The sequence below is a fragment of the Pseudomonas sp. YNh genome, from assembly GCF_037993085.1.
Taxonomy (GTDB): Bacteria; Pseudomonadota; Gammaproteobacteria; order Pseudomonadales; family Pseudomonadaceae; genus Aquipseudomonas; species Aquipseudomonas putida.
On sequence record NZ_JBBMRJ010000008.1, the window covers coordinates 173,671 to 199,833 of the forward strand.

The 26,163-nt window shown below is 63.7% G+C and carries 16 protein-coding genes; 12 read left to right on the forward strand and 4 right to left on the reverse strand.

Going from position 1 to position 26,163, the window contains the following annotated elements:
- Nucleotides 1–5 precede the first annotated feature (5 nt).
- The 7 genes from treZ (at nt 6) to WF331_RS11110 (ending at nt 11,562) form a co-directional block, all read left to right on the forward strand.
- A complete protein-coding gene (treZ, locus tag WF331_RS11080; RefSeq protein ID WP_084967436.1) occupies nt 6–1,748 on the forward strand; it encodes a malto-oligosyltrehalose trehalohydrolase in 1,743 nt (580 codons plus the stop codon).
- Nucleotides 1,745–3,814, forward strand: coding sequence for a 4-alpha-glucanotransferase (gene malQ / locus WF331_RS11085; RefSeq protein WP_340622896.1), 2,070 nt, complete (start codon nt 1,745–1,747; stop codon nt 3,812–3,814). The genes treZ and malQ overlap by 4 nt, the downstream gene beginning before the upstream one ends.
- A complete protein-coding gene (locus WF331_RS11090) occupies nt 3,811–6,585 on the forward strand; it encodes a malto-oligosyltrehalose synthase (protein WP_340622897.1) in 2,775 nt (924 codons plus the stop codon). The genes malQ and WF331_RS11090 overlap by 4 nt, the downstream gene beginning before the upstream one ends.
- A gap of 14 nt (nt 6,586–6,599) precedes the next feature.
- Complete coding sequence (locus tag WF331_RS11095; protein ID WP_019470132.1) at nt 6,600–6,884, forward strand: DUF2934 domain-containing protein; 285 nt, start codon at nt 6,600–6,602, stop codon at nt 6,882–6,884.
- Between the two features lie 152 nt (nt 6,885–7,036).
- A complete protein-coding gene (gene glgX / locus WF331_RS11100) occupies nt 7,037–9,190 on the forward strand; it encodes a glycogen debranching protein GlgX (protein ID WP_049275048.1) in 2,154 nt (717 codons plus the stop codon).
- Nucleotides 9,191–9,371: 181 nt separating this feature from the next.
- Nucleotides 9,372–10,166, forward strand: coding sequence for an endonuclease/exonuclease/phosphatase family protein (locus WF331_RS11105; protein WP_016498815.1), 795 nt, complete (start codon nt 9,372–9,374; stop codon nt 10,164–10,166).
- Between the two features lie 319 nt (nt 10,167–10,485).
- Nucleotides 10,486–11,562, forward strand: coding sequence for an autotransporter domain-containing protein (locus WF331_RS11110; RefSeq protein ID WP_016498814.1), 1,077 nt, complete (start codon nt 10,486–10,488; stop codon nt 11,560–11,562).
- 102 nt (nt 11,563–11,664) lie between these two features.
- Here the strand turns inward: WF331_RS11110 and glgB are convergent, their stop codons facing one another.
- The 3 genes from glgB to WF331_RS11125 form a co-directional block, all read right to left on the reverse strand.
- Entirely contained in the window at nt 11,665–13,875 is a 2,211-nt protein-coding gene (gene glgB / locus WF331_RS11115; protein WP_284364095.1) for a 1,4-alpha-glucan branching protein GlgB, read from the reverse strand.
- A complete protein-coding gene (gene treS, locus WF331_RS11120) occupies nt 13,876–17,193 on the reverse strand; it encodes a maltose alpha-D-glucosyltransferase (protein WP_340622898.1) in 3,318 nt (1,105 codons plus the stop codon). It abuts the gene before it with no gap.
- Nucleotides 17,194–17,348: 155 nt separating this feature from the next.
- Entirely contained in the window at nt 17,349–19,367 is a 2,019-nt protein-coding gene (locus tag WF331_RS11125; RefSeq protein WP_340622899.1) for an alpha-1,4-glucan--maltose-1-phosphate maltosyltransferase, read from the reverse strand.
- A 139-nt stretch (nt 19,368–19,506) separates the two neighbouring features.
- Here WF331_RS11125 and WF331_RS11130 point away from each other — a divergent pair, with 139 nt between their 5' ends.
- The 3 genes from WF331_RS11130 (at nt 19,507) to WF331_RS11140 (ending at nt 21,166) form a co-directional block, all read left to right on the forward strand.
- Nucleotides 19,507–19,668: a hypothetical protein gene (locus tag WF331_RS11130; protein WP_340622900.1), complete on the forward strand. Its 162-nt coding sequence runs from the start codon at nt 19,507–19,509 to the stop codon at nt 19,666–19,668.
- A 98-nt stretch (nt 19,669–19,766) separates the two neighbouring features.
- The gene (locus WF331_RS11135) at nt 19,767–20,003 is read left to right on the forward strand and encodes a hypothetical protein (protein ID WP_284364087.1); all 237 of its coding nucleotides are present in this window, start codon (nt 19,767–19,769) and stop codon (nt 20,001–20,003) included.
- A 302-nt stretch (nt 20,004–20,305) separates the two neighbouring features.
- On the forward strand, nt 20,306–21,166 hold the full coding sequence (locus WF331_RS11140) for an RHS repeat-associated core domain-containing protein (RefSeq protein WP_340622901.1): 861 nt from the start codon (nt 20,306–20,308) through the stop codon (nt 21,164–21,166).
- A 199-nt stretch (nt 21,167–21,365) separates the two neighbouring features.
- On the opposite strand, the gene WF331_RS11145 is transcribed toward WF331_RS11140, so the two are convergent.
- Nucleotides 21,366–23,048 (reverse strand): AMP-binding protein, encoded by a 1,683-nt coding sequence (locus WF331_RS11145; protein WP_284396090.1) that lies wholly within the window; start codon nt 23,046–23,048, stop codon nt 21,366–21,368.
- Between the two features lie 322 nt (nt 23,049–23,370).
- On the opposite strand from WF331_RS11145, the gene WF331_RS11150 reads away from it, so the two are divergent.
- Both WF331_RS11150 and WF331_RS11155 read left to right on the forward strand, forming a co-directional pair.
- Nucleotides 23,371–24,534, forward strand: a complete 1,164-nt coding sequence (locus WF331_RS11150) for an isovaleryl-CoA dehydrogenase (protein WP_284396087.1) — start codon at nt 23,371–23,373, stop codon at nt 24,532–24,534.
- Between the two features lie 19 nt (nt 24,535–24,553).
- A complete protein-coding gene (locus tag WF331_RS11155; RefSeq protein WP_340622902.1) occupies nt 24,554–26,161 on the forward strand; it encodes a carboxyl transferase domain-containing protein in 1,608 nt (535 codons plus the stop codon).
- Nucleotides 26,162–26,163 lie beyond the last annotated feature (2 nt).

The window sequence follows — 26,163 nt, forward strand, 5'->3', positions numbered from 1 at the left end:
GGAAGATGCACAGGCATGGCGCACACTTACTGGACGCCACGTCGGCGCGCTTCGCCCTCTGGGCACCCGATGCGCGCAGCGTGAGCGTAGAACTGGAGCAACAGCCGGCCATCGAGCTGCTGCCCGACGACGATGGCTGGTACACCGGTGTGGCTCAGTGCCAGGCCGGTGACCGGTACCACTACCGTATCGACGGTGAGCTGCAAGTGGCGGACCCGGCCTCCCGCTACCAGCCTGAGGGCGTAAAAGGCCCGAGCCAGGTGGTGGATGTGGCCGGTTACCAGTGGCAACACCCTTGGCAAGGCCGGCCTTGGCACGAAGCAGTGATCCAGGAGCTGCATGTCGGTTTACTCGATGGCTACGCCGGGGTTGCCCGGCAGCTGCCGCGCCTGGCCGAGCTGGGCATCAGTGCCGTCGAGCTGATGCCACTGGGGCAGTTCCCCGGCGAGCGCAACTGGGGCTACGACGGCGTGCTGCCCTACGCACCGCAGAACACCTATGGCAGCCCCGAGCAGCTGTGCGCGCTGGTCGACCAGGCCCACGGCGAAGGGCTGATGGTGCTGGTGGATGTGGTCTACAACCACTTCGGCCCCGACGGCAATTACCTGCACCAGTACGCCAGCCCGTTCTTCCGCGAAGACCGGCAGACGCCCTGGGGCGCGGCCATCGATTTCCGCCGCCCGCAAGTGCGTGAGTACTTCATCCAGAATGCCCTCATGTGGCTGTGCGACTACCGCTGCGACGGCCTGCGCCTGGATGCCGTACATGCCATCGACCAGCCCGATTTCCTGATCGAGCTGGCGCAGCGCGTACGCGCCGCCGTAGAGCCGGGCCGGCATGTGTGGCTGGTGCTGGAGAACGAGCACAATCAGGCCGGCCTGCTGGAACAGGGCTTTGACGCCCAGTGGAACGACGACGGCCACAATGCCCTGCATGTGCTGCTGACCGGCGAAACCGAAGGCTACTACGCCGACTACCAGAAGCGCCCCATCGACCAGCTGGCACGCTGCCTTTCTGAAGGCTTCGTGTTCCAGGGCCAGGCAAACCGCCACGGCACGCCCCGCGGTGAACCCAGCGGGCACCTGGAGCCCAGCGCCTTTGTGTTGTTCTTGCAAAACCACGACCAGGTCGGCAACCGCGCGCTTGGCGAACGCCTGACCCGCCTGTGCCCGCCGCCAGCGCTGCGTGCGGCCACCGGCCTGCTGCTATTGGCCCCCATGATTCCGCTGCTGTTCATGGGCGACGACGACGGCAGTTGCCGGCCGTTCCTGTTCTTTACCGACTTCCATGACCAGTTGGCCGACGCCGTACGCGAAGGCCGCCGTGGCGAGTTCGCCCACTTCACTGCGTTCGCCGACCCCGAGCAGCGTGAGCACATTCCCGACCCCAACGCCGAACAGACCTTTGAATCTTCACGCCCGCAAAACAAGGAAGTGATCGCCGGCTGGCACGGCCTGTACCAGCAACTGCTCGAACTGCGCCGCCGCCACGTCATCCCGCACCTGCCGGGCAGCCGCTCACTGGGCGCCGAGGTGCATGGCGACAAAGCGCTGACCGCACGCTGGCGGCTGGGCGATGGCAATACCCTGCGCATCGACCTGAACCTGGCGGCAACTGAGCAGGCGGTCGAGCTGCCCGCTGCCGCCACACGGCTATTCGACAGCAGCGACACCCGACACCCAGATACCCAAATGGCCGCGTACAGCTGCGTGGTCAGCCTGCTTCCCCCTGACCAGGAGCGCCCATGAGCGAAACCGCCCTGCACCGCTTGGCAAACCGCGTCGGGTTGAGCCGCGACTGGATCGACGCCAATGCCCGACCCCAGCGCGTCAGTGACGAGGTGCTGCGCACCATTCTTGAAGGCCTGGGCCACGCTGCCGCTGACGACGACGCCATCGCCATCAGCCTGCGCACGGTGGAAGCCGCCGAAGACAGCGAACACCTGCCGCCCCTGCTGACCGCAGACCTGGGCAAGCCCTTGGCGCTGGCGCGTTACTTCAGCGCCGCCAGCGTCGCCCACTGCACCCTGGAAGACCACGCCTCACTCACCCTGAAACTTGACGACCAGGCACGCCTGCCCGGTGAGCTGCCAATCGGCTACCACCAGGTGGAAATCGACAGCCGCCACTTCACCGTGGCCGTGGCCCCGCCCCGCTGCCACAGCCTCGAAGACACGGTGCAACAGCCACCACCACGCTGTTGGGGCCTGGCCGTTCAGCTGTACAGCCTGCGCCGCCCCGGCGACGGCGGCTACGGCGACTGCCTGGCGCTGGAGCAGCTGGCCCGCTCGGCTGCCGAGCGCGGTGCCGATGCCTTGGCCATCAGCCCCATCCATACACTGTCGGCCATCGACCAGGAGCACTACAGCCCCTACTCGCCCTCCAGCCGCCTGTTGCTCAACACCCTGTACGCCAGCCCCGCCGCCCTGCTGGGCGAACGGGAGGTGCGCATGGCCATCGAAGCCTGCGGGCTGGAGCAACAACTGGAAGAACTTGAGCAACGCCCGCTGGTCGACTGGCCACGCGCCGCCAGCGCCCGCCTGCGCCTGCTTGAAGCGCTGTACCAGAGTTTCAGCCAGGGTGACCACCCGCTGCGCAGCGATTTTGACAGCTTCCGCGAAGCGGGCGGCCAGGCGCTGGAGCACCACTGCCGCTTCGAGGTGCTGCAAGCCCAGGCGGTGGAGCACGGCCTGGGTGCCGACTGGCGCAACTGGCCCAAGGCCTGGCACGACCCCTACCACCCGGAAGTTGAAGCCTTTGCCAACGCCTACCCGGCCAAGGTCGAGTTCCATGCCTTCTGCCAATGGCTGACCGAGCGCGGCCTGCAACGTGCCCAGGAAGCAGCCCGCGGCAACGGCATGGCAGTGGGCCTGATCGCCGACCTGGCGGTGGGTGCCGACGGTGCCGGCAGCCAGGCCTGGAGCCGCCAGGACGAATTGCTGGCGGGCCTGAAAGTAGGCGCGCCACCCGACATCCTCAACCGCGCCGGTCAGGACTGGGGCATCTGTGCGTTCTCGCCCGAAGGCCTCAAGCGCAACGGCTACCGCGCCTTCATCGAGATGCTGCGGGCCAATCTGGCCCATGCCGGTGGCTTGCGCATCGACCATGTGATGGGCCTGCGCCGGCTATGGCTGATCCCGCAGGGGGCCAAGCCCAGCGAAGGCGCTTACCTCAATTACCCGGTGGACGACCTGTTGCGCCTGCTGGCGCTGGAGTCGGTGCGCCACCAGGCGATCATTCTCGGTGAAGACCTGGGCACCGTGCCCGACGGCCTGCGCGAAACACTGGCCGAGAAGGCCGTGCTGGGCATGCGCGTGCTGCCGTTCGAGCAAACCCAGCCAGGCCAGTTCAAACCGATACTGGACTGGCCGGACAACGCCCTGGCCACCACCGGCACCCACGACCTGGCACCGCTGGCCGGCTGGCTGGAAAACCGCGACATCGACTGGAGCCACCGCTTGCAACTGATCGACGCTGCCACCGAACTGCACTGGCGCCAAGGCCGCCAGATAGAACACGACGGCCTGCGCCGTACCCTGGAGACCAACTACGGTGAACTGAAGGACAACGACGCGGTGATCGATGCGGCCATCCGCTTCGTTGGCCATACCCGTGCGCCCTTGGTGCTGATACCGCTCGAAGACCTGCTGGGCTGCGACGAGCAGCCCAACCTGCCGGGCACGACCAGCGGGCACCCCAACTGGCGGCGGCGCTTCACCCGGCCGGTGACAGAACTGCTCGATGACGAGGATGCCGCGCGGCGCCTGGAGCTGCTGGCCCAGGCCCGCGAACAGGCTTGGGAGCGTGACCGATGAAGCCGCTGACCGCGACCCTGCGCCTGCAGTTTCACAGTGACTTCACCCTCGATCACGCCGTACCGCTGGTGCCGTACTTCGCCCAATTGGGCATCAGCCACCTGTATGCCTCGCCCATCCTCAAGGCCCGGGCTGGCTCGCGCCACGGCTACGATGTGGTCGACCCAACCTGCGTCAACCCCGAACTGGGCGGCGAGGCGGCACTGGAGCGGCTGGTCGCCGCGCTGCGCCAGCATGGCATGGGGCTGATCCTCGACACCGTGTCCAACCACATGGCCGTGGGCGGTGCCGACAACCCCTGGTGGCAAAGCCTGCTGGCCTGGGGCCGGCGTAGCCCGTATGCGGAGTTCTTCGACATACAGTGGCACTCCAGCGACCCGCTGCTGGCCGGGCAACTGCTGCTGCCGTTCCTTGGCAGCGACTATGGCGTAGCGCTGAAGAAGGGCGAGATACCGCTTGAATTCGACAAGCAGCACGGCACGCTGCAAATCGCCCATTACGATCACCGCTTCCCGGTGTGCCCGGTCGACTATGGCTGGATTCTCGCCCTCAGCCCGGAGCCGGCGCTCAAGACTCTGGCCGAGCACTTCACGGCATTGGCCGAATCGACCACCCCGCTGGCCGATGCCCTGCCGCTGCACACCGAACTGGCACGCCTGGTGCGCGAAGGTGCCGACCTGGAATCGGCGCTGGTGGCATTCGACAGCCGCGCCGAAAATGGCCTCAAGCGCCTGCACCTGCTGCTGGAGCGCCAGACCTACCGCCTGGCCAGTTGGCGAACCGCTGCCGACGACATCAATTGGCGGCGCTTCTTCGACATCAACGAGCTGGGTGGCCTGAGGGTGGAGCGCGCCGTGGTGTTCGAGGCCACCCACGCCAAGCTGTTCGAGCTGATCGGACACGGCCTGGTGGACGGCCTGCGCATCGACCATATCGACGGCCTGGCCGACCCGCGCGGCTACTGCCGCAAGCTGCGCCGTCGGGTCGATGGCCTGTTGGCGCAGCGGCCTTTGCGGGCGGCCCTGGAGCACTTCCCGATCTATGTGGAAAAAATCCTCGGCGCCGGCGAGCACCTGCACCGCGACTGGCTCACCGACGGCACCACCGGCTACGAATTCATGAACCAGGTCTCGCTGCTGCAGCATGACCCAGCCGGCGAAACGCCGCTGAGCGAGCTTTGGGCGAACGTCACCGAACGGCCGGACTTCCCTGAAGAAGTGCGTCAGGCGCGTTACCTTGTGCTCAATGCCAGCCTCGCCGGTGACTGCGAATCGGTGGCCCAGGCGCTGCTGCAGGTTGCGCGCAACGACCTGATGACCCGCGACCTGACCCTGGGCGCGATCCGCCGGGCGTTGCAGGCACTGGTGGCGCATTACCCGGTGTACCGCACCTACTTCAACGCCTGCGGGCGCCCCGCTGAAGACGAAGGGTTTTTCCAGCAGGCGCTGGCCAACGCCCGGCACGACCTCGGAGAAGCCGATTGGCCGTTACTGGACCACCTTGAACAATGGCTGGGCGGGCAAGCCTGGCGGCAGTTGCCACCGGGTCGCGCCCGCAAGCAACTGCGCCACGCCTGCGTGCGCTTCCAGCAACTGACCGCGCCCAGCGCCGCCAAAGCCGTGGAAGACACCACCTTCTACCGCAGCGCCCGGCTGCTGTCGCGCAACGACGTGGGCTTCGAGGCCGAGCACTTCAGCGCGTCTCCCATGCACTTCCATAACGAAGCCCAGCGGCGCCTGCGCGACTTCCCCGACAACCTGCTCGCCACTGCCACCCATGACCACAAGCGCGGGGAAGACACCCGCGCGCGCCTGGCCGTGCTCAGCGAACGCGGCCCGTGGCTGGCCAGCCGGGTGGAACACTGGCGTGAACTGGCAGCGCCGCTGCGCGCACAGCTGGACGATGGCCTGGCACCCAGCCCCGGCGACGAGCTGATGCTGCTGCAAACCCTGCTTGGCAGTTGGCCGCTGGGCCTCGACCTGCACGACGACAACGCCCTGCGCCAGTACGCCGAGCGTATCCGCCAGTGGCAGCAGAAGGCCTTGCGCGAAGCCAAGTTGCGTAGCAGCTGGAGCGCGCCGAACGAGGCCTACGAAGGCGCCTGTGCCCGCTACATCGAAGGCTTGCTGCTGGACAGCGAGAACCAGCAACTGCGCAAATCCGTGGCAGATGCCGCGCAACTGCTCGCCTGCCCCGGCGCCCTCAATGGCTTGGTGCAGGCCCTGCTGCGCATGACCACACCCGGTGTGCCCGACCTGTACCAGGGCAACGAGTACTGGGACTTCAGCCTGGTCGACCCGGACAACCGCCGCCCCGTGGACTACGCTTCGAGGCGTCGCACCCTGGACGACGCCACGCCGCCAGCCGAGCTGCTGGCGCACTGGCGCGACGGCCGCATCAAGCAGGCCCTGATCGCCCGGGTGCTGGATTGCCGCCAGGCGCACGCCGAACTGTTCCGCCGTGGCGCCTATCTGCCGCTGACCGTGCTGGGCAAACACGCTGACAAGGTGATCGCGTTTGCCCGGTTGGGCGACGGCGAGCGGGCCGTCATCGTTGCGCCACGCCTGGCCAGTACCCTGCTCGGTGGCAACCCTACACCGTTGATCCCGGCACAGAACTGGGACGACACCCGGCTGGTACTGCCGTTTGCCTTGTCACCTGCCAACTCGACGGGACTTTTCCCCTGCGCGGCGGTCAGCTCTTCCAAGGAGTTGATGTTGAGTGCTGTGCTGGCGGAGTTTCCGGTCAACGTGTTGATACAACAATCTTGAGCATCAGGAGCGTCATGATGAGTGTCGATGAAAAGCGTATTCGCGAATTTGCCTACCAGATCTGGGAATCTGAAGGTAAGCCCGTAGGGGAGGAAGAGCGCCACTGGGATATGGCCCGCAAGCTGGCCGAGGCCGAGGCATTGGCCCCCAAGGCCGAGCCCCGCAAGCGGGCGCCGGCCAAGCCCAAGGCAGCCGCTGAGCCCAAGGCGCCTGCCGAGCCCAAGGTAGCTGCCCTGCCGGGGGTCAAACCCGCTGCGGCGAAAAAGCCTCGGGCGGTGAAAAAGCCTACTGCCGGGTAAGCCTGTCCCGGCCACTTCGCGGGTAGACCCGCTCCCACAGGGTCATCACAGGTGCTCAAAGCAGTGCAGTACCTGTGGGAGCGGGTTTACCCGCGAAGTGGCCAATGCAGGACACCACATTCCCCTTCCATCACGGCCATTTGAGGATCGTCATGAGCCCCCGCACCCCTAAGAAAACCCGCTCGGTCGCACCATCGCGCATCCGCGAAGGCATGCCCTTCCCCCTCGGCGCCACCTGGGATGGCCTTGGGGTCAACTTCGCCTTGTTCTCGGCCAACGCCACCAAGGTCGAGCTGTGCCTGTTCGACTCCACCGGCGAACAGGAACTCGAGCGCATCGAACTGCCCGAATACACCGACGAGATCTACCACGGCTACCTGCCCGACGCCCACCCCGGCCTGGTATACGGCTACCGGGTGTACGGCCCCTACGAGCCGGAAAATGGTCACCGCTTCAACCCCAACAAACTGCTGATCGACCCTTACGCCAAGCAACTGGTCGGCAGCCTGGAATGGTCAGAGGCACTGTTCGGCTACACCATCGGCCACCCCGACGGCGACCTGTCGTTCGATGAGCGCGATAGCGCGCCCTTCGTGCCCAAATGCAAGGTGATCGACCCGGCCTTCACCTGGGGCCGCGACCAGCGTGTGCTGATACCGTGGGAGCGCACGATCATCTACGAGGCGCACACCCGCGGCATCAGCATGCGCCACCCGGCAGTACCGGAAGAGCTGCGCGGCACCTTTGCCGGCCTTGCCAATGACGAGCTGCTCAAGCACATCAAGGACCTGGGCGTTTCCAGCATCGAACTGCTGCCGATCCACGCCTTCGTAAACGACCAGCACCTGCTGGACAAAGGCCTGAACAACTACTGGGGCTACAACAGCATCGCCTTCTTCGCGCCCCATCCGCGCTACCTGGCCAGTGGCAAGATCGCCGAGTTCAAGGAGATGGTCGCGCACCTGCACGACGCCGGGCTGGAGGTGATCCTCGACGTGGTATACAACCACACCGCCGAAGGCAACGAACGTGGCCCGACCCTGTCGATGCGCGGCATCGACAACGCCTCGTACTACCGGCTGATGCCGGACGACAAACGCTACTACATCAACGATTCCGGCACCGGCAACACCCTGGACCTGAGCCACCCCTGCGTGTTGCAACTGGTCACCGACTCGCTGCGCTACTGGGCCGGTGAAATGCACGTGGATGGCTTTCGCTTCGACCTGGCGACCATCCTTGGCCGTTACCACGACGGCTACAGCGAGCGCCACGGCTTCCTCGTCGCTTGCCGTCAGGACCCGATGCTGAGCCAGGTGAAGCTGATTGCCGAGCCGTGGGACTGCGGCCCCGGTGGTTACCAGGTGGGCAACTTCGCCCCGGGCTGGGCCGAATGGAACGACCGCTTCCGCGATACCGCACGCGCCTTCTGGAAAGGCGACGAAGGCCAGCTGGCCGACTTCGCCGCACGCCTGACCGCATCGGGCGACATGTTCAACAATCGTGGGCGCCGGCCGTACTCCTCGGTCAATTTCATCACCGCCCACGATGGCTTTACCCTGCGCGACCTGGTGTCGTACAACCACAAGCACAACGAAGACAACGACGAGAACAACCAGGACGGCACGGACAACAACCTGTCGTGGAACTGCGGTGCCGAGGGGCCGACCGACGACCCGGACATCAACGCGCTGCGCATGCGCCAGATGCGCAACTACTTTGCCACCCTGCTGCTGGCCCAAGGCACGCCGATGATCGTCGCCGGCGACGAGTTCAGCCGCACCCAGCACGGCAACAACAACGCCTACTGCCAGGACAGCGAAATCGGCTGGGTGAACTGGGACCTGGACCAGGAGGGCAAAGAGCTGCTGGCCTTCGTCAAACGCCTGACCCGCCTGCGTCTGGCCTACCCGGTGCTGCGCCGCTCACGCTTCCTGGTGGGTGACTACAATGAGGCAATCGGGGTCAAGGACGTGACCTGGCTGGCACCGGATGGCAACGAGATGAGCGTGGAACAGTGGGAGGACCCGCACGGGCGCTGCCTGGGCATGCTGATCGATGGCCGCGCGCAGGTCAGCGGTATCGCCCGGCCGGGTTCCGAGGCCACGGTGCTGCTGATCGTCAATGCCCACCATGATGTTGTGCCATTCAAGTTGCCGACGGTACCTGAAGGTGATTACTGGAGCTGCCTGGTCGATACCGACCGGCCGGAGTTGCGCAAGGGGCAGCACCTGCAGTTCGACAGCACGTTCGAGGTCAAAGGCCGTTCGATGCTGCTGATGGTGTTGCAGCACGAGGAGGAGTGAACCTGGGGTGGCCGCGCCTGTCCGACTGTGTATTGGTTGCCTGTATCGGCCCTATCGCCGGCAAGCCAGCTCCCACAGGTATGGTGCAGGCCATCAGACGGTGCAGAACCTGTGGGAGCTGGCTTGCCGGCGATAGGGCCGGTAGATGCAACACACATGCACCTGCGATCGAGGAGGAATTGTGAACCCCGAAGCCGGCAGCACAGGTTTTGCCAGCGTCAACCAGGCCGCGGCCGTGAAGCGGCTGCGGGTACTGACGGTGAACACCCATAAGGGCTTCACCGCCTTCAACCGGCGCTTCATCCTGCCGGAACTGCGCGAGGCGGTGCGCAGCACCCAGGCCGACATCGTCTTCCTCCAGGAAGTGCTTGGCAGCCACGACCGCCACGCCGCGCGCTACCCGGGCTGGCCGCAGACCTCGCAGTACGAATTCCTCGCCGACAGTATGTGGAGCGACTTTGCCTACGGCCGCAACGCGGTCTATCCCGACGGCCACCACGGCAATGCGCTGCTGTCCAAGTACCCTATCATCGAACACCGCAACCTCGACGTGTCGATCACCGGCCCCGAACGCCGTGGCCTGTTGCACTGCATCCTCGACGTACCCGGCCAGCATCAGGTGCATGCCATCTGTGTGCACCTGTCATTGCTGGAAAGCCACCGGCAGAAGCAACTGCAACTGCTGCGCAAATTGCTCGAGTCATTGCCCGCCGACGCGCCGGTGATCATTGCCGGCGACTTCAACGACTGGAAAAGCCGCGGCAACCGCACCCTCGGCCTGCAGCCTGACCTGCACGAAGCGTTCGAGCGCCACCACGGCCACCTCGCCCGCACCTACCCTGCCCGCCTGCCGCTGTTGCCCCTGGACCGCATCTACCTGCGCAACGCCGAAAGCCATGGGCCGCGGATTCTGGGGCACAAACCTTGGTCGCACCTATCAGATCACTTGCCCTTGGCGGTGGAGGTCAGGCTCTAGCAATCATTCTTCATAGCCACGAAGCGGGAAATAGCGAACCCCGCTATACCCTGGCGTTTTTCTCGGGGAATCAAGTATTTGAGAGAAGTTACACAACCTGAACAGTTCTTTCACGCTTTCTTGACGCAAGCGGCGTCCTCTCCTTAGCTGAACATTACCAAGCAGTAAAGATCTCGCGCCGGGCCTCTAGCTCGCGCCTTCGTGCGCGCTTGCAAAGGCTGGCGTGCTGGTTTGGGTCGCCCACTGTTTTTGCCGTACAGCTCGTGACAACAGGCCAGGTCCTCGGGCTGTACCCCACAAAAACAACAGGAGATCCGCCATGAAAAGCACCTCGAACCCCTTGCGCTTCGACAGCATTTTCTACGCGGTTTCCACGTCGCTGCTTCTGGCAACCCCGGTGGAAACTTTCGCGTACGAACTGCAGGGTGACCCCACCTCGCCCGGTTTTCTGCAACAGCCTGCAATGCCGCAGATGTCGCTCGACCCGGTCAGCGCCAGTAGCTTGAGCATCGGCACCCTGAGTGCGTTTTCGCAAACCATGAGCGCGCGCCACGGGCAGACAGCACCGGACCTGATCGCCAGCCAGTGGGCACAGTTTTTCCCGACCACCTCGCGCAGTGGCACGCAACCCCCAGACCAACTGGAAGCCCCCAGCCAGCAACTGACAATCGGCCCGGACCTGTTCGTGCGTGAAACTGCAGCGGGCACCGTGCACCGCGCAGGGGTTTTCGTAGGGCACAACAACCTGCAGAGCAGCTTCAACGGCATACGCCCGTTGTTGGGCGACAAGCAGCGCAATGCGGTGAACCTGAGCGGGGAAAGCCTGGGCGTGTACTGGAGCATGACCCATGAACAGGGCTGGCACCTCGATGCGGTGGCCATGGGCTCACGCATCGATGTAATGGGCCGGGGTGAAAACGGCCAGCGCCTTGACGAAAGCGGCCATGCGATGACGTTCTCGGTGGAAGGCGGCTACCCGATCCGCCTGGGCGGCAACTGGGTGATCGAACCCCAGGCACAGTTGATCAACCAGCAGTTCTTTCCCGGCAACCAGGTGCAGGAAGAAACCCTGCAGGCCTTCGACAGCCAGCCGAGCTGGAGCGGCCGGGTCGGTGCGAAATTGTCCGGGCGCTACGACGTGCGCGGCATGCCCATCGAACCCTATGTGCGGACCAACGTGTGGTACGACTTCAGCAATCCCGACGAGGTGAAGCTGGACCAGGTCGACAAGATCTCCAGCTCACGCTACTCGACTACGGTGGAACTGGGCTTGGGGCTGGTGGCGCGGGTGACGCCTTCGGTAGCCTTGTTTGTCAGCGCCGATTACAGCAGCGATGTGGATGACAATGACCTGAACGGGCTGATTGGCAGCCTTGGGGTACGGATGCGGTGGTAGGCAGGCGCGGCCCTTTCGCAGCACAAGGCTGCTCCTACAAGGGAATGGCGCCCACCTGTAGGAGCAGCCTTGTGCTGCGAAGAGGCCGGTACAGGCAACCTGTCAGGCCGGCTTCATTATCAGAACGCCAAGCGGCGGCAAATTCAGCGCCAGCGACAATGGCTGCCCATGGCTGGCCAGTGCCTCACTGGCCACTGCCCCCAAATTGCCTACGTTGGACCCTGCATACAGCTCGGCATCGCTGTTCAGCAATTCCTGCCAGCGCTCGCCAAACGGCACACCAATGCGGTAGCCCTCGCGTGGTACCGGGGTAAAGTTGGCCACCACCAACACCGGCTCGCCGCTGCTGCTCCAGCGCAGCCAGGCGTAGACGCTGTTTTGCGCGTCGTCACCGATCAGCCACTGGAAGCCCTGCGGCTGGCAATCCTGCTCGTGCAGCGCCGGCTCTTCGCGGTACAGGCGGTTGAGGTCGCCCACCAGGCGCTGCACGCCTTGGTGCTCGGGGTACTGCAGCAGGTACCAGTCCAGCTCGCTGTCATGGTTCCACTCACGCCACTGGCCGAACTCGCAGCCCATGAACAGCAACTTTTTGCCTGGGTGCGCCCACATGAAAGTGAGGTAGGCGCGCAGGTTGGCGAATTTCTGCCAGCGGTCGCCGGGCATCTTGTCGATCAGCGAGTGCTTGCCGTGCACCACTTCGTCGTGGGAGATGGGCAGGATGAAGTGTTCGGAATAGGCGTAGATCAGCCCGAAGCTCATCTCGTTATGGTGGTGGTTGCGATGCACCGGGTCATTCTGGATGTAATGCAGGGTGTCGTGCATCCAGCCCATGTTCCACTTGTAGGCAAAGCCCAGGCCGCCCTGCTGGGTCGGCTGGCTGACGCCGGGCCAGGCGGTGGACTCCTCGGCGATGATCAATGCACCGGGGGCCTCGTGGGCAGCCACGCCGTTGAGGTGGCGGATGAAGTCGATGGCCTCCAGGTTCTCGCGCCCGCCGTGGCGGTTGGGCACCCATTCGCCGGCCTTGCGCGAATAGTCGCGGTACAGCATCGAGGCCACCGCATCGACCCGCAAGCCGTCGATGTGGAAGTGCTTCAGCCAGTGCAGCGCCGAGGCCATCATGAAGCCACGCACTTCGTTGCGGCCGAGGTTGTAGATCAGCGTGTTCCAGTCCTGGTGGTAGCCCTCCAGGGGGTTGTCGTATTCGTACAGGGCAGTGCCGTCGAAACGCGCCAGGCCGTGTTCGTCGGTGGGGAAATGCGCCGGCACCCAGTCCAGCAGCACGCCTATGCCGCCTTGGTGGCAGGCATCGATGAAGGCGGCAAAGTCCTCGGCACTGCCATAGCGTGAGGTGGGCGCGAACATCGACAGTGGCTGATAGCCCCAGGAGCCGCCGAACGGGTGCTCCATGATCGGCAGCAATTCGATATGGGTAAAGCCCAGTTCCTGCACATAGGGCACCAGCCGCTCGGCCAGTTCGCGCCAGTTGTAGTAGCGCCCGACTTCGCCTGCCTCGTCCAGCTCGCAGCGCCAGGAGCCTGGGTGCAGCTCGTAGATCGACAGGGGTGCGCTGTAGGCATGGCGCTGCGCGCGTTGTGCCATCCAGTCTTGGTCTTGCCACGCGTGGGTGAGTTCACCGGCCACCTTGGATGCGGTGCTCGGCGGCAATTCAGTGGCGCGGGCCAGCGGGTCTGCTTTCAGTGGCAGTATCCCGTCCTTGCCCAGCACCTCGTACTTGTAGGTTTCGCCCACGCCCAGGCGCGGCACGAACAGCTCCCACACCCCGGCGCTGTGGCGCAAGCGCATGGGGTGGCGGCGGCCGTCCCAGTTATTGAAGTCACCCACCACCGACACCCGCCGGGCATTCGGCGCCCACACCGAGAAACATACACCGTCGACGCCCTCGACCTGGATCGGTTGGGCGCCGAAGCGCCCGGACAGGTCGCGGTGGTTGCCTTCTGCGAACAGGTGCAAGTCCATGTCGCCCAGTTGCGGGCCAAAGCTGTAAGGGTCTTCGGTGACTTGCTCGCCACCGGCCCAGCCAATTTGCAGCAGATAGGCTTGTGCATCATCGAGGTGCGCCGTGAACAAGCCCGGTACTGCGCTTTGCACCATTTCGGCCAGTACGCGCCCATCATGGCGCGCCAGCACCCGTGCACTCAGCGCATTGGGCAGGAAGGCGCGGATGAACACCCCGCCTTGGCCATCGCCGTGGGGGCCTAGCACTGCGAAGGGATCGGCGTGCTCGGCGCGGGCCAGGGCATCCAGGTCCCGTTGCCGAAGGCCGCCGTTTTCACGCGTGGTTGCATTCATTTATGACTCTCCCCAGGTACTGATCAGTCCATGCAGGCCATGCAAAGGCACGGCCAGCCAGCTTGGACGGTTTTCGGCTTCATATGTGATCTCGTAGGCGGCTTTTTCCAGGCAGAACAATTCCAGTGCGGCGCGCTCGCCCTCAGCCTGTTGCCAAGCATGGGGCATGGCGGCGGTGGCCAGGCCATAGGCTTCGACAAAGGCGTGGCGCGACTGATGCAGGTACTGCCGGGCAACCCGCTGACGAGCCTGCTGCGCCGGGCCGGAAAGGTCGACCGCAGAGGCGCTGCGCAGGATCATCGCAGCAGCATAGTCGAAGGATCGCAACACGCCGCTGACATCCTTGTACGGGCTGTGTTTTGCCCGGCGTTCTTGCAGTGGACGGGACGGTTCGCCCTCGAAATCGATCAGGTAGGCATCCCCCTGCACCACCAGCACCTGGCCCAGATGCAGGTCGCCGTGCACCCGCATCAGCAAGCCACCCTCGGCCTGCTCCGCCAGGTTGGCGATGTGCTGGGCCAGGCCGTCGCGCTGCTGTTGCAGGTCGTCGACCAGGGCTTGGCTGTCGGGGTCGAGGGCGTCACGGTGCTGGGCCAGCAGGTCGAGGGCGTGGTTCAGTTCGGCGCTGATCTGCGTACCCCAGCGCTGGCTGTCATCAGCATCGCTGGGGCGTGGGCGGAAGGCCTCATCGTCGGTGGGCGCGGCCAGCAGCAGGTGCATCTCGCCCAGGCGTTGGCCAAGCAAGGCGGCAAAGCCGGTGAGTTCCAGCAAGGCATCGGTGTGTGCCTCGGCATCGCGGCTGGGTGGGGCCATCTGGTCGCGGATAGCCCGTTCAAGGGTGTTCTGGGTCCAGGCCCAGGCATCGCCCTGATTGCTCAGGTAGCCTTGGGCGATCATCAGCAGGTGTGGGGCGTTTTGCTCATCCACCCGGCTGACCCAAGCCAGCAATGGCGAGATATTGGCAAAGCCGGCAGCGGTCAGGTAGGCGCTCATTTCCAGTTCCGGGTGAATGCCCGGGTTGACCCGGCGGATCAGCTTGAGCACCACGCGGTCGCCGATCACCACCGAGCTGTTGGACTGCTCGGCGCTGAGGTAGCGCACGGCGCTTTCATCGTTCAACCCAAGGGCTGCCAGCAGGTCGGTGCATTCGAAACGCAGTTCGCCCGCGCCGCTGCCGCAGGGCAGGTGCAGGCCATCCTGGCAGGCGTGCAGCACTGCGCGGATAAACGGTTCGAGCACGAAGGCATCAGTAATCAGGCCAACCTGATGGGCACGGCGCACCCGCGACAAGGCCAGCTGCTGCGGCAGGGCTGTGTTGATCTGGTCTTCGGGCAGCAGGCCAAACGGCAGTTGGTAGTGGTTGGCCGTCCCCCCGCTGAGCACTTCGATTTCGCTGAGCAACACGGGCGTGGTAGCGGTAACGAAGCGCACGCCGTAGCGCAGGCGCACCTCGTCAATGGGCCCCTCCTTGCCGGCGTACCAGCGCCGCTTGGGCAGGTATTGCGGCAGGATGGTGGTTTGCAGGGTGTCGCGGGCGGGTGCGTCCAGCAGTTCTTCCATGCGCTTGCGCAAAACTAGCGTGGTCAATTCGGGCAACCCCTCGGTGGCCTGGATGTGCCAGCTGGGCATGCGGTCATGGGCAGCCAGCAGGAACCAGTAGAAGGCATAGGGTGGCAGGGTGAGCAGGAAAGGCAGTTGCCCGATGGGCGGGAAGGCACTGCCGCCGAGCATCTCCACCGGTACTTTGTCGGCGTATTGTGACAGTTCGAGTTCCGCGGCCTGGGCCGCGCGGGAAACGTTGGCCACGCACAGGATGACCTCGGTGTGGCCATCGGCATCGGTGTACTCGCGGATATACGCGAGGATGCGCCGGTTGCTGGGCGTAAGGGTTCGCAGGGTACCGCGGCCAAAGGCCTTCTGCTGCTTGCGTACGGCCAGCATGCGCCGGGTCCAGTTGAGCAGCGAGTGGGGGTCGTGGCTCTGGGCCTCGACATTGACCGTCTGGTAGCCGTATAGCGGGTCCATGATCGGCGGCAGCACCAGGCGCTGCGGGTCGGCGCGGGAAAAGCCGCCGTTGCGGTCGGGCGACCACTGCATGGGAGTGCGCACGCCGTCTCGGTCGCCCAGGTAGATGTTGTCGCCCATGCCCAGCTCGTCGCCGTAGTACAAGGTGGGTGTGCCGGGCATCGACAGCAGCAGGCTGGTGAGCAGCTCGATACGCCGCCGGTCGCGCTGCAGCAGAGGCGCCAGGCGCCGGCGGATACCCAGGTTGATGCGGGCGCGGCGGTCTTCGGCGTAGTAGTTCCACAGGTAATCGCGCTCGCGGTCGGTGACCATTTCCAGGGTCAGCTCATCGTGGTTGCGCAAAAAGATCGCCCATTGGCAGTTGGCCGGAATTTCCGGCGTCTGGCGCAGGATATCGGTGATCGGGAAGCGGTCCTCCATGGCCAGGGCCATGTACATGCGCGGCATCAATGGGAAGTGGAAGGCCATGTGGCATTCGTCGCCCTCGCCTTCGCCGAAATATGGGCGGGTGTCTTCGGGCCACTGATTGGCCTCGGCCAGCAACATGCGGTCGGGGTAGTTGGCGTCGATTTCAGCGCGAATGGCCTTGAGTACCGTGTGGGTCTCGGGCAGGTTTTCGTTGTTGGTGCCGTCGCGTTCGATCAGGTAGGGGATGGCATCCAGGCGCAGGCCGTCGACGCCCAGGTCAAGCCAGAAGCGCATCACCTTGATCACCGCATTGAGCACCTGCGGGTTGTCGAAGTTCAGGTCTGGCTGGTGCGAGTAGAAGCGGTGCCAGAAGTACTGGCCGGCGACCGGGTCCCAGGTCCAGTTGGACTTTTCGGTGTCGAGGAAGATGATGCGCGTACCGTCGTACTTCTGTTCGTCATCCGACCACACGTAAAAATCCCGCGCCTTGCTGCCGCGCTTGGCATGGCGGGCGCGCTGGAACCACGGATGCTGGTCGCTGGTGTGGTTGATGACCAGCTCGGTGATTACCCTCAGGCCGCGCTTGTGTGCCTCGGCGATGAAGCGGCGGGCATCGGCCAGGCTGCCGTAATCGGGGTGCACGGCCTTGTACTCGGCGATGTCATAGCCGTCGTCGCGCCGCGGCGAGGGGTAGAACGGCAGCAGCCACAGGGTATTGACGCCCAGCTCGGCAATGTAGTCGAGTTTGCTGATCAGGCCCGCGAAATCACCGATGCCGTCGTTGTTCGCGTCGAAGAACGACTTGATGTGCAACTGGTAGATGACGGCGTCCTTGTACCACAGCGGGTCGTCGATGAAGGCTGCCGGGCGGGAACGCTTGGCCATGGGTGACTCCTTTCAATTGCATGCACAGACATCCGAGCTTGCTCGATCCCTGTGGGAGCGGGTTTACCCGCGAAGATGACACCGCGGTGCATGGCACCGGCTTCGCCGGTGTTCGCGGGTAAACCCGCTCCTACAGGTGCACAGTCTGAGCCTTGTTAACGGGCTTTTTCGATGCGCCAGATCCCGAATGGCTGATGCCAGGGCTCGATACGCATCCACTGGGTCTTGCCATGCCAGGTCCAGCGGTGGCCGTTCATCAGGTCTTCACCATGGGTTTCGGCGTTGTCATCAAGCCCCAACTCCCACAGGGGCAGCTCGAAATGCGCCTCCTGGGCGTTGTGCGGGTCGAGGCTGATCGCCACCAGGATGTAGTTGTCACGCTCTGGAGTGCGCTTGGCGAAGTACAGGATGTTGTCGTTCCAGCAGTTGAAAAACGCCACGCCCAAGTGAGTTTGCAAGGCGCGGTTCTGCCGGCGAATGCGGTTGAGCTGGGCGATCTCGGCAATGATGTTGCCCGGCTGGGTGAAATCGCGCGGGCGGATCTGGTATTTCTCCGAATCCAGGTATTCCTCCTTGCCTGGCAACGGCGCGCTTTCGCATAGCTCGAAGCCGGAGTACATGCCCCACAGGCCCGAACCCATGGTGGCCAGCGCGGCGCGGATGAGGAAGCCGGCGCGACCGGAGGTGTGCAGGAAGAACGGGTTGATATCTGGCGTGTTGACGAAGAAGTTCGGCCGGTAGCACTGGCTCCACGGCGGCTGGTTGAGCTGCTCGTAGAATTCGCGCAGTTCCTGCTTGGTGTTCCGCCAGGTGAAGTAGGTATAGCTTTGCGCGTAGCCGACCTTGCCCAGGCGCGCCATCATCGCGGGCTTGGTGAATGCCTCGGCAAGGAAGATCACATCCGGGTAGCGGGCGCGCACATCGGCGATCATCCATTGCCAGAACGGCAGTGGCTTGGTGTGCGGGTTGTCGACGCGGAAGGTCTTCACGCCCTCCTCTACCCAGCCGAGCACCACGTCGCGCAGCGCCAGCCACAGCGAAGGGACGGCGTCCGGGGCGTAGAAATCGACGTTGACGATGTCCTGGTACTTTTTCGGCGGGTTCTCGGCGTAGCGAATGGTGCCGTCAGGGCGCCAGCTGAACCAGCCGGGGTGCTCTTTGAGCCATGGGTGGTCCTGCGAGCACTGGATAGCGAAATCCAGGGCGATTTCAAGGCCATGCTCAGCGGCGGCGGCAACCAGTCGACGAAAGTCTTCCCGCGTGCCCAGGTGGGGATGGATGGCGTCATGGCCGCCTTCGGCACTGCCGATAGCGTACGGGCTACCAGGGTCGCCGGGCTCGGCCTTGAGGGCGTTGTTGCGGCCCTTGCGGTGCTGCGTGCCGATGGGGTGGATGGGCGGGAAATACAGCACATCGAAGCCCATGTCACGGATCATGGGCAGGCGCTGGTGCACGTCATTGAAGGTGCCGTGGCGCTGCGGGTCATCGGTGATCGAGCGCGGGAACAGCTCATACCAACTGGCGAACTGCGCGGCCGGGCGGTCGACATCGACGGGCAACTCGCGGCTGCGGGCCAGGTAACTGCGGTGCCCCGCTTCGCTCATCAGGTGCGCAACGTCCGGGCCCAGCAACAGTGCCACCTGCCCGTCGGTATCCAGCTCCGCCAGGCGCTGCTGTAGCGCTTCGAGCTCATCGCGCAAGGCACCGCTGCACAGCTCGATGCCTTTGCCCAGCATCAAGCGGCCCTCTTCCAGTTCCAGTTTTACCTCGACACCGGCGTTGTACTTTTTCTCCAGGTCATGGCTATAGGTGGCGAACGGGTCGACCCAGGCCTCGATGCTGAAAAGGTACGGGCCAAGTTCGGTGGGGGTGAACTCGGCCAGCCACAGATCGTTGCCCGCCGATTGCATCGGCACGCAATGCCAGCGCCGGCTGTTGGCCTGGCGCCAGTTGAGCATCACCGCCAGGCGGTCGTGGCCATCGCTGTAGACCTTGCTGCTGACCGCCACTGGCTGGCCGCTGATGGCTTTGGCGGCGAAGGTGCCGGCTTCGAGCGCGGGTTCGGTATCTTCGATCACGATACGCGGCGCCAGCAGCGCCTGGGACAGGCTGATGGCCTGGTCCGGGTGATCGTTCGCCGTGGGCACGCTTTCAAAGGGCTCGTTTCGTGACATCGACCTTGCTCCCTCAGGCTGGTGGCGGTAAGGGTTCAGAGCCGGGTACAGGCGCGGGGTTCAAAAAACTTGAGCGAACGGCAGCTGCCAGCGGTCAGAGCCTACAGCACCTCTTCACCCACCCACGCGAGGTCAGGCCATGAACATTCCCATTCCACCGGAAACCCCCGATCCCAATATCGACGACCCCAGCTTGCCGCCGCCCGTACCGGAAGAAGACCCGGACGAGCTGCCGATCAAGCCAACCATGCCGCCAACGGTGGGCGACCCGCCGAACCAGGAGCCACCGGTGAAGGCTTAAGGGTAGACCACGCCACCTGATATTTTTGCCAGTAGCGGTGCCGATGGGTTGCGCTGAAGATTGAGGCTCCAGACATCAAGCCAGGAGCCTCCTTCATCGTGGATACCGCAACCCGCCGGCAGCGTGAGGAATACGAGCGACAAGTGGTCGATATGCTTCAGGATGCAGGTGTGGTCGACTCGGGGCCAGGTACCTTGCTGGCACATCTGGACAGGGACAAATGCGAATTCGCGTTGATGCGCCTCGAGGCGCGTTACAGCGTTCGTTTGCGGCGTGGTTACCTGAGCGTTGCCGAGGTTGCCGACGCACTCTACAAGGCGTTGGATGGGCGTTGACCATTTCGGCCCTTTCGCAGCCCAGCACATCATCCATTTTGACGCGATTTAACTGTGCTCGCCGCTACGAATTACCGTTACTGGTTCACTGAGTCGCGACAGCTGTTAAATCCATTAGCTAGGATTTACACAGAGTTCAATACAACTGACATTTCTGCCAGTAGCACAGGTGTTCACCTTAGAGCATGCTCTCCGTGACTACCCTACTAAAAGCGGCTTGGCTTGGCCGTACATAGACCGAGGCGAAATCACAGCACTTTCAAGAAGCAAGCCGAGAACTGCGCGAAGCAAAGGAGTTATGAATGGCCCCATCAACGCCACACACTCAAAGCCCTCAGCCTGTATGCTTTACCCCCTATGGCCACAGTGGGGCGATCGGCGACGCGGCCATCGCCACTGGTTTCAATGGTGTTCCGTTTGATATTTACGCCAATTGCTACCACTTAGGCCAGGGCTATCGGGCATTCTTTCCCGGGTTAATGCGATTCTCCAGCGCCGATAGCCTTAGCCCGTTTGGGGTCGGTGGACTGAACGCGTATGCCTATTGTAAAGGCGACCCTGTTAACTACGGCGACCCCCAGGGCACAGCCGGAGTGCCCATTGGACGGACTGGGAACACCCCTCGTTCTGCGGTCACCGCGAGAGGGCAATTTGGCATAGGCCAGTCATCGCGTGAAGTAAAATCCCGCAGAAATGAATTGCGCCTCGAACGGATGATAAAGCAGGCGCAGGAGAGGCATGAGCAGGCGCAGGCGCAGGGAGTTGATCTCGCTCTGGATCTCTTAGAGCATAAAGAGGATCTATTCAAGCGCGTAAACCAGCATCTGGGAGTTGGCGTCCTTCATCGCGCCGCCGATAAAAACTTCCGCGTCCAGGAACGGTTCAGCACGGCTGCTACCCGGGCGTATACAAACCACATGAAGGATATATTAAAAGGCCAGGCGCGACATTATGCTGATGATGGTATTTTAGACATCGCGCAACGTACCTACCTAAGTAACCTCGATAGAAGCTTGATAAATGCCTACGCTCCGTTCACTGAAAATCTTAGCGGTAAGTACAGTGGTGGGTATGAATGGGATCACGGACTGTTCATGGCACAATGGAAAATAAGAGAAGCTGAAAAATTTCTCAGTGGCCGTCATTCACACTTTTCCGTATGACGTAAAAGGTGAGTGCGCTTGTCATAGAGGGACCTCTGGCTTTGACTATGACGAGCGGCGCGCAAAGCTGAGAAACGCAAGTCTTCCTGGCATGCAGTGACCTCAATATCGAGCCAGAGTAATAGATCCGGAATCTGATGCTGGCATGGCCTGGCCTCATCGTGGGTTCACCCGCGAAGAGGCCGGATAACTCAGTGCATCAACCTGCAGAAACAGCCGAAATTTCTGCGACACTGATCTCACGCATCCTGAATTTTTGCACCTTGCCGGTCACCGTCATTGGGTATTCGTCAACGAAACGGATATGCCGTGGCACCTTGAAGTGGGCGATGCGTGCCTTGCACCAGCCCTGCAGTTCCTCGACCGTGGCGCTATGCCCCGGGTGCAGCTTTATCCAGGCTACGATCTCTTCGCCATAGCGGCTACACGGGATGCCGATCACCTGCGCATCGGCCACCGCCGGGTGGGTGTAGAAGAACTCCTCCAGCTCACGTGGGTAAATGTTTTCGCCGCCGCGAATGATCATGTCCTTGTTGCGCCCAACGATGCGCACATAGCCCTGCTCGTCCATCACCGCCAGGTCACCCGAATGCATCCATCCGGCCGGGTCGATAGCATCCGCCGTGGCATGGGGGTTGTCCCAGTAGCCCAGCATGACGCTGTAGCCGCGGGTGCAAAGCTCGCCAATCTCACCGCGCACGACGATGCAGCCATCAGCGTCCACCAGTTTGTTTTCCAGCTGCGGCTGGGTGCGGCCGACGGTGGTCACGCGCAGCTCCAGATCGTCGTCCGGGCCGGTCTGCAGCGACACCGGGCTGGTTTCGGTCATGCCGTAGGCGATCTGCACTTCTGCCATGTGCATCTGGTCGATGACCCGGCGCATCACCTCGATCGGGCAGGTGGCACCGGCCATGATGCCGCTGCGCAGGGTCGACAGGTCCATCTGCGCACGCGAGGGGTGATCGAGCATCGCGATGAACATGGTCGGTACGCCGTACAGGATGCTGGCACGCTCCTCGGCCACGGCGCGCAGGGTAAGCTCGGCGTCGAAGGCGTCGTTGGGGTAGATCATGGTGCTGCCGTGGGTGATGCAGCCGAGGTTGGCCATGACCATGCCGAAGCAGTGGTACAGCGGCACCGGGATCACCATGCGGTCGCAGGCCGTCAGGCCAAGGCTTTCTCCCACCATGAAACCGTTGTTGAGGATGTTGTAGTGACTGAGCGTGGCACCTTTGGGCGCACCGGTGGTGCCGGAGGTGTACTGGATGTTCACCGGTTGGTCGAACTGCAGGCCTTGCTGGCGGGCGGTGAAGGCCTCTAGCGTTGTCTGCCCAGCCTTTTCGGCCAGTGCATGCCAGCGCAGGAAGCCGGCAGGCGGGTTGGCGGCCAGGCTGATCACGCCGCGCAAGTCCGGCAGGCGCTCACTGACCAGTTTACCTGGAGAGGCGCAGGCCAATTCTGGCACCAGTTCCTGGACCATGGCGTGGTAATCAGACGTCTTGAAGGCATCTGCACACACCAGCCAGCGGCAGCCGGACTGACGCAACACGTATTCCAGCTCACCCACGCGATAGGCCGGGTTGATGTTGACCAGGATGGCGCCGACCTTGGCACTGGCCAGCTGCAAAATGCACCACTGGGCGCAGTTGGGTGACCAGATGCCGACACGCTCGCCGGTGTTCACGCCCAAGGCCATCAGCGCGCGGGCATGCACTTCGACCTGCTCGGCCAACTGCCGCCAGCTGTAGCGCAGGCCCTGATGGCGCGACACCAGCGCCTCTGCATCGGCACAGCGGGCCACCGTGGCATCGAAGGCCTGGCCGATGGTCTGGGTCAGCAAGGCTTGGTCCTGGCGACCGCGGGTATAGCTCGGTTGACTCATGGGTGTCCCTTCTTGTGGTTGTTCTGGGCACGACTGAAGCAAGCGGGAATACTCTGGCGCAGATTTACGTTTACGTAAAGGTGATGAGTGGATTGACAGTGATCTCACGCAGGTTTACGTTAACGTAAAGGTGATGAACGAAACCGGGATTCATCGGCACGGCACCGACCCTGTGGGAGCGGGTTCACCCGCGAATGCGATCAGTCAGGCAATGACGGTGACCCTGCTGACGCATTCGCGGGTAAACCCGCTCCCACAGGGTCGGCGCAAAGCCCTTGAGCTACGGTGTAACCCAATTTCAAGAACAAGAAGGTGCCCCAGCATGCATTACCCCTCCCTGAACTTCGCCCTGGGCGAAACCATCGACATGCTCCGCGACCAGGTGCGCACCTTCGTGGCCGCCGAACTGGCACCGCGGGCCACGCAGATCGACCACGACAACCTGTTCCCCGCCGACATGTGGCGCAAGTTCGGCGACATGGGCCTGCTGGGCATCACGGTGTCGGAAGAGTATGGCGGCGCCGGCCTTGGCTACCTGGCCCACGTGGTGTCGATGGAAGAAATCAGCCGTGCCTCGGCCTCGGTGGCACTGTCCTACGGCGCCCATTCCAACCTGTGCGTCAACCAGATCAACCGCAACGGCACCCATGAACAGAAGCTCAAGTACCTGCCCAAGCTGATCAGCGGCGAGCACATCGGTGCGCTGGCCATGAGCGAGCCCAACGCCGGCTCCGACGTGGTATCGATGAAACTGCGCGCCGAAAAGCGCGGCGATCACTACGTGCTCAACGGCAGCAAGACCTGGATCACCAACGGCCCCGACGCCAACACCTACGTGATCTACGCCAAGACCGACCTGGACAAGGGCGCGCACGGCATTACCGCGTTCATCGTCGAGCGTGACTGGAAAGGTTTCAGCCGCAGCAACAAGTTCGACAAGCTGGGCATGCGCGGGTCCAACACCTGCGAGCTGTTCTTCGATGACGTGGAAGTGCCGGCAGAAAACATACTCGGCCAGCTCAACGGCGGCGTACGCGTGCTGATGAGCGGCCTGGACTACGAGCGTGTGGTGTTGTCCGGTGGCCCAACCGGCATCATGCAAAGCTGCATGGACCTGGTGGTGCCCTACATCCATGACCGCAAGCAGTTCGGCCAGAGCATCGGTGAATTCCAGCTGATCCAGGGCAAGATCGCCGACATGTACACCCAACTGAACGCCAGCCGCGCCTACCTGTATGCCGTGGCCCAGGCCTGCGACCGTGGCGAGACCACCCGCAAGGACGCCGCAGGGGTCATCCTCTACACCGCCGAACGCGCCACACAAATGGCCCTGGAGGCGATCCAGATTCTCGGTGGCAACGGCTACATCAACGAATTCCCGGCGGGCCGCCTGCTGCGCGATGCCAAGCTGTACGAAATCGGTGCCGGCACCAGCGAAATCCGCCGGATGCTGATTGGCCGCGAACTGTTCAACGAAACCCGCTGAACATAAAGGACGGGCGCACATGGCTACCTTGCACACCCAGATCAACCCGCGTTCGGCGGAGTTCGCCGGCAACAGCGCGGCCATGCTCGAACAGGTTCAGGCCCTGCGCGGCCTGCTCGCCCAGGTGGCACAGGGCGGCGGGCCCAAAGCCCAGGAACGGCACACGTCGCGTGGCAAGCTGCTGCCGCGCGAACGCATCGACCGCCTGCTGGACCCGGGCTCGCCATTCCTCGAAATCGGCCAGCTGGCTGCCCATGAGGTATACGGCGAAGACGTGCCCGCCGCTGGCGTGATCGCCGGCATCGGCCGCGTCGAAGGCGTGGAATGCATGATCGTGGCCAACGACGCCACGGTCAAAGGCGGTTCGTACTATCCGCTTACGGTGAAGAAGCACCTGCGTGCGCAAACCATCGCCCAGCAGAACCGCCTGCCGTGCATCTACCTGGTGGATTCGGGCGGCGCCAACCTGCCGCGCCAGGACGAAGTGTTCCCCGACCGCGAGCATTTCGGGCGGATCTTCTTCAACCAGGCCAACATGAGCGCCCAGGGCATCCCGCAGATTGCCGTGGTGATGGGCTCGTGCACAGCTGGCGGCGCCTACGTACCGGCCATGGCCGACGAAGCGATCATGGTGCGCCAGCAGGCGACCATCTTCCTCGCCGGCCCGCCGCTGGTAAAAGCCGCCACAGGTGAAGTGGTGAGCGCCGAAGACCTGGGTGGCGCCGATGTGCATTGCCGCACCAGCGGCGTGGCCGACCACTACGCGGATAACGACGAGCACGCCCTGGCCATCGCCCGGCGCAGTGTGGCCAACCTCAACTGGCACAAGCTGGGCAAGCTGCAGCGCTTGGCACCGGTGGCGCCGCTGTATGCCGCCGACGAGCTGTATGGCGTGGTGCCAGCCGATGCCAAGCAACCGTTCGACGTGCGTGAAGTGATCGCGCGGCTGGTCGATGGCTCGGTGTTCGATGAGTTCAAAGCCCTGTTCGGCACCACCCTGGTGTGCGGCTTCGCCCACCTGCATGGCTACCCGGTGGCGATCCTGGCCAACAACGGCATCCTGTTCGCCGAAGCCGCGCAAAAAGGTGCGCACTTCATCGAGCTGGCCTGCCAGCGTGGCATCCCGCTGCTGTTCCTGCAAAACATCACCGGCTTCATGGTGGGCAAGAAGTACGAAGAAGGCGGCATCGCCAAGCACGGCGCCAAGCTGGTCACCGCCGTGGCCTGTGCCCAGGTGCCGAAGTTCACGGTGATCATTGGCGGCAGCTTTGGCGCCGGCAACTACGGCATGTGCGGCCGCGCCTACGACCCGCGCTTTTTGTGGATGTGGCCCAACGCGCGCATTGGCGTGATGGGTGCCGAACAGGCCGCTGGCGTGCTGGCGCAGGTCAAGCGCGAGCAAAGCGAGCGCAGCGGCCAGCCCTTCAGTGCCGAGGACGAGGCCAGACTCAAGCAACCGATCCTCGACCAGTACGAGCAGCAGGGCCACCCCTACTATTCCAGCGCCCGCCTGTGGGACGACGGCGTCATCGACCCGGCACAAACCCGCGATGTACTTGGCCTGGCGTTGTCTGCCGCGCTGAACGCACCGATCGAACAGAGCCGCTTCGGCATTTTCCGGATGTGACC